The sequence below is a fragment of the Crocosphaera sp. XPORK-15E genome, from assembly GCF_034931425.1.
Classification (GTDB): domain Bacteria; phylum Cyanobacteriota; class Cyanobacteriia; order Cyanobacteriales; family Microcystaceae; genus UHCC-0190.
Genome location: NZ_JAYGHQ010000006.1, coordinates 223,231 through 237,451 on the forward strand (window position 1 = coordinate 223,231; position 14,221 = coordinate 237,451).

19 protein-coding genes and 1 tRNA gene are annotated in these 14,221 nt (G+C 36.9%); 7 read left to right on the plus strand and 13 right to left on the minus strand.

The genetic code is table 11. The features are described from left to right. Window positions 1-70: 70 nt before the first annotated feature. Window positions 71-901, plus strand: coding sequence for a mechanosensitive ion channel family protein (locus VB691_RS07625; RefSeq protein ID WP_416244869.1), 831 nt, complete (start codon window positions 71-73; stop codon window positions 899-901). 207 nt (window positions 902-1,108) lie between these two features. After that, the gene (locus VB691_RS07630; protein WP_323290876.1) at window positions 1,109-1,336 is read left to right on the plus strand and encodes a hypothetical protein; all 228 of its coding nucleotides are present in this window, start codon (window positions 1,109-1,111) and stop codon (window positions 1,334-1,336) included. A 26-nt stretch (window positions 1,337-1,362) separates the two neighbouring features. Here VB691_RS07630 and VB691_RS07635 read toward each other — a convergent pair. The 9 genes from VB691_RS07635 to VB691_RS07675 form a co-directional block, all read right to left on the minus strand. Beyond that, a tRNA-Asp gene (locus tag VB691_RS07635) sits at window positions 1,363-1,436 on the minus strand. 266 nt (window positions 1,437-1,702) lie between these two features. Continuing rightward, on the minus strand, window positions 1,703-2,650 hold the full coding sequence (locus tag VB691_RS07640) for a tetratricopeptide repeat protein (RefSeq protein WP_323290877.1): 948 nt from the start codon (window positions 2,648-2,650) through the stop codon (window positions 1,703-1,705). A 43-nt stretch (window positions 2,651-2,693) separates the two neighbouring features. After that, on the minus strand, window positions 2,694-3,014 hold the full coding sequence (locus VB691_RS07645; RefSeq protein WP_323290878.1) for a 2Fe-2S iron-sulfur cluster-binding protein: 321 nt from the start codon (window positions 3,012-3,014) through the stop codon (window positions 2,694-2,696). Between the two features lie 44 nt (window positions 3,015-3,058). Next, complete coding sequence (locus VB691_RS07650) at window positions 3,059-3,532, minus strand: allophycocyanin (protein WP_323290879.1); 474 nt, start codon at window positions 3,530-3,532, stop codon at window positions 3,059-3,061. A gap of 48 nt (window positions 3,533-3,580) precedes the next feature. Next, window positions 3,581-4,063 carry a 2Fe-2S iron-sulfur cluster-binding protein gene (locus VB691_RS07655; RefSeq protein ID WP_323290880.1) on the minus strand — a complete coding sequence of 161 codons (483 nt, stop codon included), beginning with the start codon at window positions 4,061-4,063 and terminating at the stop codon, window positions 3,581-3,583. Between the two features lie 17 nt (window positions 4,064-4,080). Then, the gene (locus VB691_RS07660) at window positions 4,081-4,758 is read right to left on the minus strand and encodes a V4R domain-containing protein (protein ID WP_323290881.1); all 678 of its coding nucleotides are present in this window, start codon (window positions 4,756-4,758) and stop codon (window positions 4,081-4,083) included. Window positions 4,759-4,763: 5 nt separating this feature from the next. After that, window positions 4,764-5,258, minus strand: coding sequence for a phycobilisome protein (locus tag VB691_RS07665; RefSeq protein WP_323290882.1), 495 nt, complete (start codon window positions 5,256-5,258; stop codon window positions 4,764-4,766). 10 nt (window positions 5,259-5,268) lie between these two features. Beyond that, window positions 5,269-5,649: a hypothetical protein gene (locus VB691_RS07670; RefSeq protein WP_323290883.1), complete on the minus strand. Its 381-nt coding sequence runs from the start codon at window positions 5,647-5,649 to the stop codon at window positions 5,269-5,271. Next, the gene (locus VB691_RS07675) at window positions 5,646-6,371 is read right to left on the minus strand and encodes a V4R domain-containing protein (protein WP_323290884.1); all 726 of its coding nucleotides are present in this window, start codon (window positions 6,369-6,371) and stop codon (window positions 5,646-5,648) included. The genes VB691_RS07670 and VB691_RS07675 overlap by 4 nt, the downstream gene beginning before the upstream one ends. Window positions 6,372-6,611: 240 nt before the next feature. On the opposite strand from VB691_RS07675, the gene VB691_RS07680 reads away from it, so the two are divergent. From VB691_RS07680 to cobA, 4 genes are all read left to right on the plus strand, one after another. Continuing rightward, entirely contained in the window at window positions 6,612-6,983 is a 372-nt protein-coding gene (locus VB691_RS07680) for a DUF1622 domain-containing protein (protein ID WP_323290885.1), read from the plus strand. 83 nt (window positions 6,984-7,066) lie between these two features. Then, on the plus strand, window positions 7,067-7,462 hold the full coding sequence (gene queD / locus VB691_RS07685; protein ID WP_323290886.1) for a 6-carboxytetrahydropterin synthase QueD: 396 nt from the start codon (window positions 7,067-7,069) through the stop codon (window positions 7,460-7,462). A gap of 126 nt (window positions 7,463-7,588) precedes the next feature. Continuing rightward, the gene (locus VB691_RS07690) at window positions 7,589-8,995 is read left to right on the plus strand and encodes a serine/threonine-protein kinase (RefSeq protein ID WP_323290887.1); all 1,407 of its coding nucleotides are present in this window, start codon (window positions 7,589-7,591) and stop codon (window positions 8,993-8,995) included. 24 nt (window positions 8,996-9,019) lie between these two features. Continuing rightward, on the plus strand, window positions 9,020-10,528 hold the full coding sequence (gene cobA / locus VB691_RS07695; RefSeq protein ID WP_323290888.1) for a uroporphyrinogen-III C-methyltransferase: 1,509 nt from the start codon (window positions 9,020-9,022) through the stop codon (window positions 10,526-10,528). 50 nt (window positions 10,529-10,578) lie between these two features. Here cobA and VB691_RS07700 read toward each other — a convergent pair whose 3' ends face one another. Next, entirely contained in the window at window positions 10,579-10,758 is a 180-nt protein-coding gene (locus VB691_RS07700) for a HepT-like ribonuclease domain-containing protein (RefSeq protein ID WP_323290889.1), read from the minus strand. 49 nt (window positions 10,759-10,807) lie between these two features. Next, window positions 10,808-11,119 carry a nucleotidyltransferase family protein gene (locus VB691_RS07705; RefSeq protein ID WP_323290890.1) on the minus strand — a complete coding sequence of 104 codons (312 nt, stop codon included), beginning with the start codon at window positions 11,117-11,119 and terminating at the stop codon, window positions 10,808-10,810. A gap of 256 nt (window positions 11,120-11,375) precedes the next feature. On the opposite strand from VB691_RS07705, the gene VB691_RS07710 reads away from it, so the two are divergent. Then, window positions 11,376-12,272 (plus strand): CoB--CoM heterodisulfide reductase iron-sulfur subunit B family protein, encoded by an 897-nt coding sequence (locus tag VB691_RS07710; protein ID WP_323290891.1) that lies wholly within the window; start codon window positions 11,376-11,378, stop codon window positions 12,270-12,272. Between the two features lie 131 nt (window positions 12,273-12,403). Here VB691_RS07710 and VB691_RS07715 read toward each other — a convergent pair whose 3' ends face one another. Together VB691_RS07715 and tsf are read right to left on the minus strand one after the other, a co-directional pair. After that, entirely contained in the window at window positions 12,404-13,267 is an 864-nt protein-coding gene (locus tag VB691_RS07715) for a hypothetical protein (RefSeq protein WP_323290892.1), read from the minus strand. Window positions 13,268-13,381: 114 nt separating this feature from the next. Further along, the gene (tsf, locus tag VB691_RS07720; RefSeq protein WP_323290893.1) at window positions 13,382-14,182 is read right to left on the minus strand and encodes a translation elongation factor Ts; all 801 of its coding nucleotides are present in this window, start codon (window positions 14,180-14,182) and stop codon (window positions 13,382-13,384) included. Between the last annotated feature and the right edge of the window lie 39 nt (window positions 14,183-14,221).

The following is a 14,221-nucleotide window of genomic DNA, read 5'->3' on the forward strand; positions in this document are numbered from 1 at the left end:
AATACTTATATCTTATAAGGGAAAGCTTTTTAAATGTGTTGAGGAGGCTACATATATGTACATAATGCAAATGCCAGTCGATGCCGTGCAAGTGAATGTTTTTGTGGAAACCGTTAAAAGCCAATTGGCCGGGTTTGGTTTCAAACTCATTGGGGCAATTATTCTGTGGGTGGTGGGACAATGGTTAATTAAAACGGGTGTTCGTTTACTCTCTCGTCTTCTGAAGCGACAAAGCATTGAACCGACGCTGGTTGCTTATCTGGCGAATTTTTTGGACATTGCCCTAAAAATCATTTTAATCGTCGCTATTCTTGGGTATTTTGGCGTTGAAACCACGTCCTTTGCGGCTTTATTAGCTGCGGCCGGTATTGCCATTGGGGCCGCTTGGGGAGGACTCTTAGCGAATTTTGCGGCGGGTGTCTTCCTGGTGATTTTCCGTCCTTTTGCCGTGGGTGACTTTATTGCTACGGCAGGTGTCATCGGAACGGTTGAAGAAATTGGCTTGTTTGTTACTGCCATTAATACGATGGATAATGTAAGAACTATTATCGGAAATAATAAGATTTTTGCCGATAATATTCAAAACTTTTCCGCTAACCCTTACCGTCGGGTTGATTTGGTGGCACAACTTAATCATAGTGTGAATCATGCTGAGGCGATTAATTTACTTCAGGAAAGATTACGCCAAATTCCTAATGTCATGGAAATCCCTCAACCTGATGTAGAAATTTTGGAGTTTAATCTTGCTGGGCCTGTTCTTGCAGTCCGTCCCTATTGTCATAACGAACATTATTGGCAAGTTTATTTTGACACCAATAAAACCATTCGTGAAACTTTAGGCAGTGCTGGTTATCCTGCCCCTGAACAACATTATGTGATTCGTCAAAGTTCTGCGGTTTAATCGGGTTATTTCCTGACAAAACACTTGAGAATAAGCTTAAAGCCCGCCTTCGCGGGCTTCGTTTGTATAACCCCAGGCTTTAGACTGAGGGAATTTAACACCGTTACGACTGTGGTGGGGAAAAAATGTTATTGTTGCTACTGTCAAAAAGCCCCAAATAATTTTATAATCTTTTTAGATTTTTGTGAGTGTGAGGTTTAATCTCTCATGAGTCCCACGATTTTACGTCAATTATGGTCTATCATTGAACAAACCCAAGCTCAAACCCTACTAAGTCTGAGTCAAGCTGATTTAGTCAATTGTTTGATGGCAAAGCTTCAACAAAAGAAAAACCTCAGTCATGATGAATGCCATCATCTGAATCATTACATCAATCTACGCGCTGCCCTAATCAGGGATTTAGCCCAAGCCCGTCTCGAAGAACAAATGGCTTAACTGATGATTTTGTTATGTTTTTTTTACGGGACTGACGGGGCTCGAACCCGCAACTTCCGCCGTGACAGGGCGGTGCTCTAACCAATTGAACTACAGTCCCATATTTTTTGAGCCGACTATAATCATATCAAGGTTAACGAAAGTTTGTCAAGGGATTTGCTCAAAAAAGTTTTTTAAAGTTCGACTAAAGTGCTTAAATCCTGTTCCTGAGCCGTTTTCAACAGAACCGATGCTGCGATCGCGTCTTCAAATACCTACGCACTCCGTAAACTTCTCCTCTTTCAATAAAAAAACAGCGATCTTTATGACAAGATCGCTGACAACAAGGAGAATTTAGACACAAAGTATGAAATTTTCTTGTCTAGTCTAACCAAGCATAGTAACGTTTTGCTCAGGATCAGAGTCATCATCAAAAAGATGACCTACAGCAATTAAATCTATCATACTTGATTGTGGTTCTTTGATCATTGACTCATCAGAAACTGCGGCTTTTGCATTCTGATTATCAATAAGAGAATGACGTACTTCATAGAATTCTTTGCTCAGATTTCTGGCCTGTTCATAGCTTTCAATATCACCTTGTTCAAAGTAATATTTAGCCGCGAGGCGTAAATCCTCAACTGCTTGCTTTTTACTGCCTAATTCTGCCAAAAGAATACCACGACTGTGATAAGCTTTAGCATAAGTAGAATCTAGATGTAACGCTTCGGTATAGTCTTCAATTGCTCCAGTTTTATCCCCTAATTTTTGATGACTTAAACCCCGTTGATAGTAAGCTTCAACCCCATCAGGATTACTCCGAATAACTTGAGATAAGTTTTCAATTTGTTGTAAACTCTTGACAATTTCTTCAACTTGTTGTTGCTGAGAATTCAAAGCATTAGTAAACTCATTAAGTTTTCTATCTTCTTGCATTAACCCATCAATAGATTGCTGAGCATCTTGTAATTTATCTGACAAATCATTGACCTTAGCTTGAAAGGCTTGATTTTGTTGCCCCAACTGATTATTAGTCTCTTGTTTTGACTGGTTAAATTGCTCAAAAATAACAGATTTATTATTATTTATTTGCTCAGTTAACTGCATAATTGCTGTTTGCTGAACCTGAGCCATTTCTACTTTTAATTGGCGACGATTAGCCATTTGTAAAGCCAGGGAAAAAGAAAGGGGAATTGTGGCAAAAGCAGCATTACCAAAAAACGAGCCAACGACACCCCCAAATAGGCCAACTCCTGATAGTAAATCAAAGATATCAGAGAGGTTATTAGCACTAGATTCATTTTCTAATTCTTGGGTTTCTACTTGTGATTCCATGATGTTTAATCCTGTTAAATTTCTGAGTTAACTTAATGAACCTTTAGGCAAGATATTCTTCTTCTTGATGAGTTAAAATTGTGCAATTAGAAGTTGGAGATGCGGCACAAAGTAAGACATAACCTTCTTTGATTTCATGAGGACGAAGAAAAGATAAAGCTTTTCCACTTTGTTCAACTTTACCCTCAATAACCTTAGCTAAACAATCAAAACAAGCTGCTGCACGACAAGAGCAAGGATGCTTAATTCCCTCTTGTTCAGCCATGTCAAGAATATATTCATCTGCTGCCACTTTAATGGTCTTATGTAGCTCTTTTTTGGGATTAATTAAAGTTACATTAAAGGCAGTATTTTGCTCATTCATTACTAAAATCCTCAAGATTTAATTGCTCAATTGTACTAGAAACTTTAGGCACCAAGAATGGTACTATCAACTTGTAAAGCAGGGAGAATTAAGGCAGCTTCTTCAGGGGTTAAATATTGTTTAATTACCTCCTGAATTGTTGGATAATGGGTACGAACAAAGAATTTATAACCCACAGCACGAACAATAGTTTGTACCCAAATTAAAAGTCCATCCCGTAAACGATCTAAGTCGTTAATTAACATGGAAGCACTAGCATAACGGACTGCATTTTTGCGGTCACGGCGACAAATTTCTTTTTCATGTTCACCCATCGTATATAGGCAATTATTTGGGTTTAATTCGTGCATTTTTTCTTCAACTTCCAGGAGAATTGCTACTTCATTATCCCGAATTTTTTCGTAGGTACTGACTCGCAGATCTACCGAGTCTAAATAGCTTTCGATAAACCCCAATTCTGCATCAGTTGCATAACGGCCATCTGCATCTAAACTTAATCGTGAAAACTGTGTTAACATTGGCTTATTTTTCCTTTGTTTTCGAGAGAATTAACTAGGTTAAGTGTTTTATACATCTTGAGTTTTGGCGATGTATTCAGCAACTTCGACTTGAGTATCTTTGAGTTGGGTAATCATCGAACGAGTGACTAATTTTCCCGCTTCAACTAATACTGCTCCTGTAATGGGATGTAAGATATTTTCCTCTGCTCGACGGCCAATTAAATCTTCAATATTTTCGATTTCACTGACATACATACCAGAGGGAATTTCAACGACAACACCTTCCCCAATTACCCGTGCTTGACAAGCAAGTCGAGAGAATTTATTAGCTGTTGTAATCACTTCCATAGTACGCATTTCTCGCCGATTTACAGGGGATAAACTATCCATCCCTTCTGTAATAAAAACATGGCAAGTGGAACACATTCCCCTTCCTCCGCACTCTTTCCAAACATTCAAATCTTTTTGCAGTAAACCACTCAAAAGATTATCATTAGTTTGTATTGCAACTTCTTGATTAATGGGGTCAAGTTTAACAGTTTTTGCCATGTTTAAATACTCCTGAATTAATTAGCTAAGTTTGATTGATTTCGACACAATAATTCCATGATTGTCGCGTGATCATGACCTTCTTCTCGCCAAGCTTCAATGGGTTTAATTCGTTCAGATAATCCAATAACAAAGTTATTAGAATCTGCTCCCATTGATTCACAAGATGTTTGAAGACAGTGTAATTCTTGTCCGGTTATTTTACTGAAGAAAGAACTCAAAATTCCTGCTTCTAAGAAACACATTGGACGCTTATTTTGGGGGGCAAATTGAGCAAAGGGAGAATTGACAATTTTGGGAATTAAAAAGCCATTCTGATAATATTTTAGATCAATTTCTAGCGTTCCCCATCCGTGAGTTTTCCAACATTGTTTTAGACATTGGATAAATTGAATCATCTCCATTTGTACTAAGGGTTGTCCATAGTATTCCCCAATTTCTTCGGCAAATCGCTGATAGAAACTTTTTCCCCACCAACGACCACAACTAAATAAAGCAACACCACTTCCTTGTCCTAATTCATCTTCTAAAGTAGCATACATAGCCTCTAATAAAGGTTGAGGTAAGGCCAGTAAACGGGAACCACTACGATTCTCTAATAAGCCAAATTCAAAGTCTCCTTGAAGATAGGCATCAGGGGAAAAATAATTCCCTTTTAATGAGGAATCTTTAACTAAACTTGCAACATCAATCATTTTATTTATGCTCCTGTCTTAGCTATTTTTAATTGGGCTTTTGGTTCAATTAATATAGTTTTTGCTTGAGACAAGAATGGATTAATTATTTCCATTTGTCTTGAAGAAAAACTATCTTCTAACTGTTGTTTTAAGCACTCAAAAAGATGAGTTTCAATGACAACCATTTCCTGAGCATGAACCATATCTGTGAGCCATTCTAAGAGACGATGATTAAAATAATCAGGGTTATTTAATAACAGGGCCATTGCACCATAACGCATCACAGACATCCAATGTCTTAAAGCCTGTTCAAGACGCGGGCTATTTTCATCAGGAAATGCCTCAACTAAACTATCAGCAACAGATTGAAAAATAGTGATTTCTTGATCCCGTAGACACTGATAAATTTCTAAGCATTCTCTAAGTCGGTTAGCCTGATTTTTTAGGGTCGTAATGTCTGAAGTTTGAAGATAGTGATCTTCGGCTTCATAGAATAAATTCTCAAAATCTTTTTGCATGGTCTTGGTTCTAGAATAAATCGGATAAATTGTTTACATTCAAGTCTTGAGAGGGTGAAGAAATTGCCTTAGAAAGAGAAGATTTTTGAGCCATTGGAGCTATATTAGGAAGTCCTTGCCAGCCCATTTCTTGAAAAAATTCAGCAACAGGTAACGTCATCAAAGCTTTATTAGATATTGGAGTTGCTTTATTTAAAGGTTGAGGAGAAACCTTACCAGTCCAGTTACCTTGTGAGAGAAATTCTCCTAAACTTAAACATAAAAAAGATGAAGGTTTTATGTTGTTTTTAGATGTGTCTAAAGGTTGAAGTTTTGGGGTTTGACCAGTCCAATTATAGGTACGAAAAAAGTCATTAACACTTAACCCCGCCCAAGCTGTTATACTCATCATTTAAGATACTCCCCATGATACAACCGCTTTTCAATATCTTTGGCTAATGCGCCTTCATTTAACCAGAAAGTTGCTGCATCAATTCGGTCTTTTTTACCGATGAGAAACTTACAATAAGTTTCCCCCATAGCATAGCATTGAATCTCAATACCATTTAAGTCTTTTTTGACTAAATTGCTGAAAAATCCTGCTAATAATCCAGCGTAAATATGACAAACAGGTTTGCCAACATCCCCTAAAGTTCGAGCAACAGCAGAGTCAAAAATATTGACGAACATAAAGCCATTTTTCTGCTCACTCATATCAACTTCCCAGTTACCCCAACCTTGAGCAGTAAAGGGCCACCACCAAGCTTCTAAAACATAATTTAGATTGAGTTGATTAAGGGGTTTTTCATACTCATATTCGGAATAAAGCCACTGTTGAAAAAAGACAGCATCTCGTTTACCCCATTCTTTACCAATGTTATAGGTAACGACTCCTGCTGCGCTGCCGATTTCTTCTTCTAATCCTTCAATTAAACCCAGAATAAAATCTTCACTGGTTAAAATATTACGGGATTCATTCCAATCAATAATGGTTCCGGTTTCTGTCTGAAAACAGAAGAAATCTTCTAAGCCATAATGATGATGTCTTTTAGGATATTTCTTCTTTAAAATATGCTCAACTTTTCGGGATATTTGTTTCGTTTCTTGTTTGCTGTCAATTGAGGTGAAAACCATAGCTTGAAAACCTCAAACTCTTGAAGGTGATTTATGTATTCTTTAACTTAATTTCATTCTAGAAAAATTGCTGATTGCCTTCCTCGGTAATTTTGAGGAAATCTTGGGCAGTTTCTCTCTATTCCTGTGTAGTTGTGCTTAATTCAACAGAGTAAAAACTGAGATTGGTTATAGAAAGTAAACAACTGCCCTCTTAAAAATGGCACTAAGATTAAATTGAAGTGACTAGACCAGAGGAAAATGGGATTATTAGGAAATTTAGCTGAGATCTTAGAACGTTGGGTTGGGGGTTTTCGGTTAATCATAGAGTTTGTTTCGGTGCTGTGCGTGATTTGTGGCTTTTTCGGATCGTTTCGTGCCGTAATTTTGGGTATTCGTCGTAAGTCTTTTCCTTTTTTAGAGGTGCGTATTCGTTTTGGTTCTTGGTTAGCTTTGGCCTTAGAATTTCAATTAGGCTCGGACATTTTAGCGACGACAGTTGCTCCCTCATGGGAAGCCCTAGGAAAATTAGGGGCTATTGCTGTTATTCGGACTTTTCTTAACTATTTTTTAAATCAGGAATTAGAAGCGGAACAGTCTTTGCGGGAACGTAGCGGAGACTCAAAAGTTTAAAATAAGGTGTTATGTAATCCCTGTTTTGTTTAATTAACGTCAGGTTTGCCCGTACTCACTCCTCATTATCTCAAACTTAGATTATGAACTCACCCCATCAATGGACTATTTACAAGGAATTTCGCTTTGAAGCAGCCCATCAACTCCCCTATCATGATGGTAAATGCCGTCGTCTTCATGGCCATAGTTGGGTTGGCCGAGTTTATGTGAGTAGCGATCGCCTGATCTCAGAGGGGCCAAAACAAGGAATGGTGATGGACTTTGGGGATATTAAGCTGTATTTGGAGCCTCTGCTCGAAAATTTTTTAGATCATTATTATCTCAATGAAACCACGGGGTTAGAAAGTCCTACCAGTGAAGCGATCGCTCAATGGATTTTTGAGAAATTGGAAACAGCGGGACTTTCAGGACTTCAAGGGGTAGAAATTCGGGAAACCTGCACTTCTGGGGCGCGATATAGTAGAAGTCAGCAGCAGTAGGGGCTTAATAATATTAAGCCCCTACTGAAGTTATAAGTAAAATTGTCTCCAGTTCGAGAAATTTGTCTAAATCCAATCCCTTGCTTACAATAAAAGCACATAAAATTTTTATTCTCTCCATTTAATATGGAAATCCTTTGTACTCGTCCCGAATGTTCTCATCCTAAAAATTATTTTTCGGATCTTGATGATCCGATGACTCTAAAAACGGTTCAACAAAAATACTGTACCAGTTGTGGAATGCCGCTAATTTTAGCCGGTCGTTATCTTCCTTCTAAATTACTGGGTAAAGGGGGGTTTGGGGCGGCATTTTTAGCCAAAGATCGCTATACTCCGACCATGCGTTTGTGTGTGGTGAAACAGTTTCAACCGGAGGGAAACTTAAGTGATCAAGCGTTGGCTATTGCTCAAAATTTATTTGAACGAGAAGCGGTTACGTTAGAAGATTTAGGCAGTAAACATCCCCAAATTCCCCAATTATATGCGTTTTTTCCCTTAGTGGTTTCTAATGGGTTGACGAAGCAAGAAGAACAATTTTTTTATTTGGTTCAAGAATTAATTGATGGGGAAGATTTAGAAAGAGAATTACACAAAAATGGGGTGTTTTCTGAAGCGCAAGTTATGGAGGTAATGACAGAAATTTTAGGGGTTTTGCAATTTATTCACGATCATAATTGTATTCATCGGGATATTAAACCCTCTAATATTATGCGGGATAAACAGGGACGTTTATATTTACTAGATTTTGGGGCAGTTAAACAAGTAACCGCAGGTGCTAGTAATCAACAAAAACGCTCAACGGGAATTTTTTCGATGGGGTTTGCTCCTCCTGAACAAATGCAAGGTTCAACAGTTTATCCAGCCACAGATTTATATGCTTTGGCCACAACTTGTCTCAATCTTTTAACTGGCAAACCTCCAGAAGAATTGTATGATTCCTATCATAATTCTTGGAATTGGAAACCCAATGTCCCCAAAATTAGCGATAAGTTAGCTGCTGTTTTAGATCGTCTTTTATTACCAATTCCTAATGAGCGTTATAGCAGTGCAACAGATGTTTTAGAAGCCTTACAGTCCTCTCCTTCTTCTCCTTCTTCTCCTATAAATACTACTCCAAATACAGCCATTCAAACCCCTTCACCTATTCCTGTTGTTTCTCCTCCTTCTCCTCCTTCAACAGTAGCTAAAAGGTCTTTTTCAAGTATTAATTTGATCCTTAGTTCAGGATTTACTGGGTTTGAAGGGGTGTTATTAATTATTGCTTTAAAAGGTTTAATTTCTACCCCTGGAATTATCCTCGGATGTATGGCAATTGGAGGATTAATTTATGCTCAATATCGTCGTATTATTGAAGGTAAAGATTTTCTAGTTATTGGTGTAATTACTGCGCTATTATTAATGTTTATTCCGGTACTTCGTGGTAGTTTATCTTTCCCTGAGATATTAATTATTGCAGTAATTGCTGGAGCAGGGTTAATCGCAGTTACATCTTTATTTCGGTTAATTTATCAGTTAATTTCTAGAATTTTATAATTGACAAAATAATCAATAATTTTCATGAAAGGTAAAGTTTATTTGGTGGGTTCAGGAGTTAGTAACTTAGATTATTTAACTATTCGTGGTCAATGGCTTTTATCTCAAGCTGATATTTTAGTTTATGATGCTTTAGTTGATCTAAAATTTCTTGATTTAGTTCCAGAAAATTGTCTTAAATTGAATGTTGGTAAGCGTGGTGGTTTACCGAGTACCCCTCAAGATACTATTAATAATTTACTGATTAATTATTGCTTACAAGGCAAAATAGTTGTAAGATTAAAGAGTGGTGATCCCTTGATATTTGGTAGGGCAAATGAAGAAATAAAGGCTTTGATTAAAGCAGGTTGTGATTATGAATTAGTGCCTGGAATTTCTTCTGCTTTAGCGGCCCCTTTACTTGCTGGAATTCCCTTAACGGATAAGTTACTAAGTCGTTGTTTTGTGGTAATAACAGGCCATGAACCGAATTTATTAAATTGGGATGCTTTGGCAAAGATTGACACATTAGTTATTTTAATGGGAACAAAAACCCTTGGAGAAATAATTAACAATTTACTAGAGAATGGGCGATCACCTGATGAACCAATTGCTATTATTCGTAATGGAGGAAGTCCGAAACAAAATGTCTGGATAGGTACATTAAAGACTATAATAGATCAAGTATCTGGTATCTCATTATCGCCAGCAATTATTGTGATCGGAAAAGTAGTTAATTTAAGAAATATGTCCTCATCTTCTGACCTTCCTTTAAAGGGAAAAACTGTTTTAATTACTCGTGCTGCTGAACAGTCAAGTCAATTTAGTGTAATGTTACAACAGCAGGGTGCAACAACGATTGAAATGCCAGCATTGGAAATTTTACCCCCGTCTAATTGGGAAGCATTAGATAAAGCAATTCAAGAATTATATTCCTTTAATTGGTTGATTTTAACCTCAGCAAATGGGGTGCAATTCTTTTTTGAACGCTTAAAAAAATTAGGAAAAGATTCCCGTGCTTTGGGAGGAATTAAAATTGCTGTTGTCGGCAAAAAAACCGCATCTTTTTTACAAAATCATGGGTTAACCCCTGACTTTATTCCTCCTAATTTTGTGGCAGACTCTCTAGTAGAAAACTTTCCAGAAATATTAAATCACCAAAAAATATTATTTCCCCGTGTTGAAACAGGTGGCCGAGAAATCTTAGTTCAAGAATTACAAAAACAGGGCGCAGAAGTAATAGAAGTTGCTGCTTATCAGTCAGGATGTCCTCAAAAAATTAATCCTGATGCTTGGGAAGCAATACAACAAAAACAAGTCGATATTATAACCTTTGCAAGTTCTAAAACCGTGCAGAATTTTCATGAGTTATTGAAACAAGAAATAAATAGTAATTCTGAATTAAATATGTTATCATTATTAGAAGATGTTTGTTTGGCTTCTATTGGGCCTCAAACGTCTAAAACTTGTCATAAAATCTTAGGGAGAGTTGATATAGAAGCAAAAGAATATACTTTAGAAGGATTAATTGATGCCATTATTAATTATCGATAAAAATCTCTTAAAACGTTTCTGAAGACTCTAGTAAGAGTTAAGAAGATAAGTTATAGTTCAGAGCATTTCTTAACAATCTCCCTCACTTTACTATCCAAAAGGGGAACTTCATTAATAATAGCATCCCAAACAATATCATAATCAACCCCAAAATAATTATGGATTAATTTATCAATGGGCAATTGACAATTGTCAATTGTTGAACTCTCATTCCTGCTATTTTTCGCCATTCAAGTTTTGATTAAGTAACTCGTTTCATCAAGAATATGACTTAAATAATCAATGGGAGAGTGAGACATATTCTGCTTCCTTTAAAATTTTTTTACCGAGATAAGGACTTAAGGACTCAATGGTAATTAAATCTACTTTTCGACCTAATAAATCTTCCAAGAAAATTGATAACTCCATAAAATTATTAAAAGTTTTCAATGCTGGTTCAAACATCACTAATATATCTACATCACTATCTTCATTGACTTGATCTTTTACAAATGATCCAAACAAACCAAAACGACGTACGCCCAATTTTTTAAAATGGTCTTGATGTTGCTGTAATAATGTTACTAAATCTTGCTTGTTGCTTACTTTCATTGTTTTGTTTTAGCAAATGAAAATCATACCAATATTGTAACGGATAGAACAATAAACTGATAATATTTGGCTAAGTGCCTAAGCAAAATAAATTACAGATTAGGGCGGGTTTATTTAACTTATTTGTGAGAATCATAGACTGTAACAAAAACCCGCCCCTACAAAATTTCTAAATCTTAACAAATAACTTATAATAAATTAGCTATGTTTTTATTATAATTATAGTCGATATCCATCCATCGACACATTAAACTCAATGCTAAAATACGCTTATTATCCTGGTTGTGTTGCTCAAGGAGCTTGTCGTGAACTGTATTTATCGACTGCGGCCCTAACTGATGCTTTAGGGATAGAATTAATTGAACTTAAAAAAGCTGCTTGCTGCGGTTCAGGAACTTATAAAGAAGACTCTCAACTATTAGAAGATACTGTTAATGCGCGGAATATTGCTTTAGCAGAGTCCCTTAATCTTCCCCTTTTAACCCATTGTAGCACCTGTCAAGGAGTGATTGGTCATGTAGATGAACGGTTAAAAGATGCACAAAAAAATGATCCTTCTTATCTTGAAAAAGTCAACGGTTTTTTAAAAAAAGAACAATGTTCTCCATATCAAGGTAGCACAGAAGTCAAACATTTATTATGGGCATTAGTGGCTGATTATGGACTTGATAACTTACAAAAAAAAGTTAAACGTAAGCTTTCAGGATTAAATTGTGCGGCTTTTTATGGCTGTTATTTATTACGCAGTCAAGACAAACTAACCTATGATAACCCCTTTCATCCAGAGTCCTTAGAAAACGTTTTCCGTGTGGTAGGAGCTAATCCCATTTATTATCAAGGAAGAACACAATGTTGTGGTTGGCCCCTTTCTAGTTATGCCACAGAACAATCCTTTAAAATGGCAGGAAATCACCTCAAAGAAGCAATAGAAGCGGGGGCAGATTGTTTAGTTACTCCTTGTCCTTTGTGTCATTTAAACTTAGATTCAAGACAACCGGAAGTTGAAAAAGTCATCGGTCATAAATTAGGTATTCCCGTGTTACATTTACCTCAATTAGTGGCTTTAGCACTGGGGGTTGAGCCTGAAAAATTAGGCTTAGACCGTCATATTGTTTCAACTCAATCTGTCTTAAATAAGTTAAGTTTAAACTAAAATTGATCTAATTTTTGGCGATTGCTCTTTTGGTACAAGCTTGATACGGTAAACTGTGACAGCAAGATAATTAGGTTGTCCCAAAAAAAGGAAAGCGATCGCCATTTCTTTAAAACTTTCTGTTGTTTCCCCTATTCATGCCAACTTGAACGCCAAGCGGTTTCAGCTTCAGCTTGAGCATGCTCTTGTTGAGTCAAACCATAAGCTTTTCGCATTTTTTTCAGGGTTTCAAGTTGTTTCATAATGCCTTTGCGTTGAATACTTAATTGAGGATCAGCAAATTCTATTTCTGATAATCTTAAATGAATTGCAGAAATTTTAGTAATTTGTGAGGGTTGATCATCATCATCTTCCTCTTCTTTATCCTCTCCTTTATGACTTGTTTCTACCAACAAGTTTAAAATATTAGGTGAATTTCCTGCTGAGATTCCCCCTTCTTCTGCTTGTAAGGCCATTTCCAATAATTGGGGAGGTAAATTACTAGAAATAATCTGGGCTTTTTGTAAATTACGATTAACTTCTTGAGAAAGCTCATCTAAAACGATTCTAATTCCTTGCTCTATCTTTTTACACCAATTGACTAAATCTTCGGGAGTTTTTATCGTGTAAATTTCGTTTGCTTCTGGTATTTCTGGTAACTGAAATGAGGAATCTTGAACGGCTAATTGCCGAAAAATTTGTTGTTCAGTAATCGTCGGTTTTGGGGCGGGTTGAGGTAAGGACAAATAAGCTAATAATTTAGGTTGAATACCTTTCCCTAAGTTACGGATTTTTTCTTGAAGTTTTTCTCTCTGACTATAAGATAATTTTAAAAATTCCTCAGGATAAATCTGGGTACAAATTTGATACACAGCTAGAATCAATTGTTTATTAACAGATTGACTCAAGGACTCTAAATATTGTTGATAAAGCTCATTTAACTCTGTTGAAAGTTGAGTTGCTTGTTCTTCCAACGCGGTCAAATTTTGTCTAATTTGCTGGAGAGATTTGGCCATAATTCAATCTTAAATAATAATTTTTGATGTTTGGTTTTGGATTAAAAAAAGGCAAAAGCAGGATTATTCTTCCGAACTTTTGCCTTAATCTTAATGAGATTTTTCCCATCAGGATTACTTTCTTTTTTTACCTTTTTTCCCAGTAGTTTTAAGGGGAGTTTCTTGCGCCGCAGGTTTTTCGGCTGGTGCCGTTTCTGCTGCTGTTTCTAAAGGTTCAGGTTCGGCAACCGCTTCAACTTGAGGTTCAGGTTCTTGGGTTGTTTGACCCGTTTGAGCCGCTACTTCATCAGCAAAGTTGACCTCTTCTTTTTCAATGCCTTCCCCTAAAATAAACCGAACAAAACGACGAACTTGAATATTTTCTCCAAGTTGGGCAATGCTTTGTTTAATTAACTCTTCAACCGTGATATTTTGATCCTTAATAAACGGCTGATCCAACAAGGAGAGTTCTTTTCGTCGTTTTTCAATACGCCCTTGAACAATCTTTTCTTTGATGTTTTCAGGCTTATTGGCTAAATCTTCCCGTCCCATCTCAATTTCTTTTTCTTTGGCGACGGTGGTGTCAGGAATCTCGCTTTGGGTCACATATTCCACATTGGGACAAGCAGCAATTTGCATGGCCACATTCTGAACCAGTTCCTTAAACTCATCCCGACGGGCCACAAAGTCAGTTTCACAGTTGACTTCTACAAGAACCCCAATGCGTCCTCCAGTATGAATATAACTGTGAACCAGCCCTTCTGCCGTTTGTCGGCCAGACTTTTTCTCGGCGGAGGTAATGCCCTTTTTTCGTAACCATTCAACAGCTTGTGTCATGTCGCCTTGGTTTTCTTGGAGTGCCTTTTTGCAGTCCATCATACCCGCGCCAGTTTTTTCACGGAGTTCTTTAACCTGTTTTGCTGAAATTTCGGCCATGTTAACTTCTGTTCCTACTCTATTAACTTATGATGACAT